We start from the raw sequence: 1,398 nt of genomic DNA, 5'->3' as shown, positions 1-1,398 counted from the left end.
TAATGGGTTTCATGCGGTTTTCCTTCTCCAGAAGTATTGCCGTCCGGCAGGAACCGGACGGCGGGCTGAATCAGATTTCGGTCTGAATGTTCGCAGTATCACCGGTACGTTTGATGATAACGGCCAGCGCAATCAGGCATACGCCAATGAAGATGTAAATCACGCCCGACATCACGCCACGACCGTGATTCTGCTGCTGCTTTTTCGGGTCGTTGACGTTCTTGATGATGATTAGCCCCATCCCAGCCAGCACCACGCCGATTGTGCCGAAGATCAGCATGGCGGGCTTTCTCGCCTGCTGCATCCCCTGCCCGATTTCATTGAAGGTATCGAACCACCCTGCGGCGTGAGCGCCCGGAAGGTTCCCCAGCATCAGCATCATGGCCGCCAGAAAACGGTATTTCGCGTTATCAGCCCAGATTTTCATTTTGTACAGTGTATTCATCAACATGTGCCATTTTCCTTATTTACCAGATTAAACCCAACGTTTGCTGTCCACCTTCAAGCACTTCCGGCAGAAAGACCATCAGCACGCCACAAATGACGCTGACAATCCCGCTGCCTCGCATTTCCACACTCGATATTTTGGTGTGGCCATCCAGATTCGAGTTGGCAATTTTCACCAGCCCGCTGTAGACAAAATAAACCCCAAGAACCCGAACCAGTGCGATGATGTTATTGACACTTTTTGCCCCCATCCCCCAGACACCTTCCGACACCACCGGAGTAACGCCGTAGGTCATTGACCCGTAGCCAAGCGTCGCCCCGCTGATATTGATAAAATTCGGCAGCGCGATGATGAACACACAGAACACTATGCCCACGGCTGCGGATGTCAGGTTCGGGCTGCGCCCGTGTTTGGCCTGATTTTTGACCTGCAACAGCATTTCACCCACTTTCACCACGCCGACCAGTCCGGCAATGGCAAAAATGAGATACATCATCGGTTTCAGGCCATCGGCTAAGGCTGCGAGAACTTTCTCTAAGTCCATAGGTTCACCGTATCAGGCCATTGGTGGTGACGACGACGCGGTTATGCATATCAATCTGCACCACTTTCGTCCCGCCAAGAGAATCGCCGACCTGCAAGGCGTACACCTTGCCGCCATAACGCACCCAGACCAGATCCGGCTGAATATCGTTAATTTTCATATTCGAAATCAGCGTACTGTTCAGATAACCGCGCTGAGCGGGCGCAGCAGGTGAGGTTGCTGTCACGGCAGACAACGCCAGCCGCTGCTCTAGCTGGCTGATCTGCCCTTGCTGCTGCGCAACCCTGTTCCCAAGCTGCTGAACCTGCTGCGTGAGCGTTTCAATCTGGCTGCGCTGCTGGAGCAACACGCTGGAAAGCTGATTCACCGCCTCGGAAGAAATGGCAGGCGACGAGGCCGGAGGCGG

The 1,398-nt window shown here is 54.0% G+C and carries 3 protein-coding genes; all 3 read right to left on the bottom strand.

Features of this window, described 5'->3' with window-relative positions:
* Positions 1–70: 70 nt before the first annotated feature.
* Positions 71–451 (bottom strand): DUF6750 family protein, encoded by a 381-nt coding sequence (locus tag BBW68_RS06310; protein ID WP_070134470.1) that lies wholly within the window; start codon positions 449–451, stop codon positions 71–73.
* Positions 452–467: 16 nt separating this feature from the next.
* Positions 468–992, bottom strand: coding sequence for a conjugal transfer protein TraQ (gene traQ / locus BBW68_RS06305; protein WP_070134469.1), 525 nt, complete (start codon positions 990–992; stop codon positions 468–470).
* Positions 993–996: 4 nt separating this feature from the next.
* Positions 997–1,398 (bottom strand): hypothetical protein (locus BBW68_RS18770; protein ID WP_420835331.1); only part of this gene is annotated, 402 nt, incomplete at its 5' end.

It is taken from the genome of Candidatus Erwinia dacicola (assembly GCF_001756855.1).
In the GTDB taxonomy this organism is placed as follows: domain Bacteria; phylum Pseudomonadota; class Gammaproteobacteria; order Enterobacterales; family Enterobacteriaceae; genus Erwinia; species Erwinia dacicola.
Note: the sequence above shows the minus strand (reverse complement) of the source record. Positions and strands in the feature narration are given on the sequence as shown.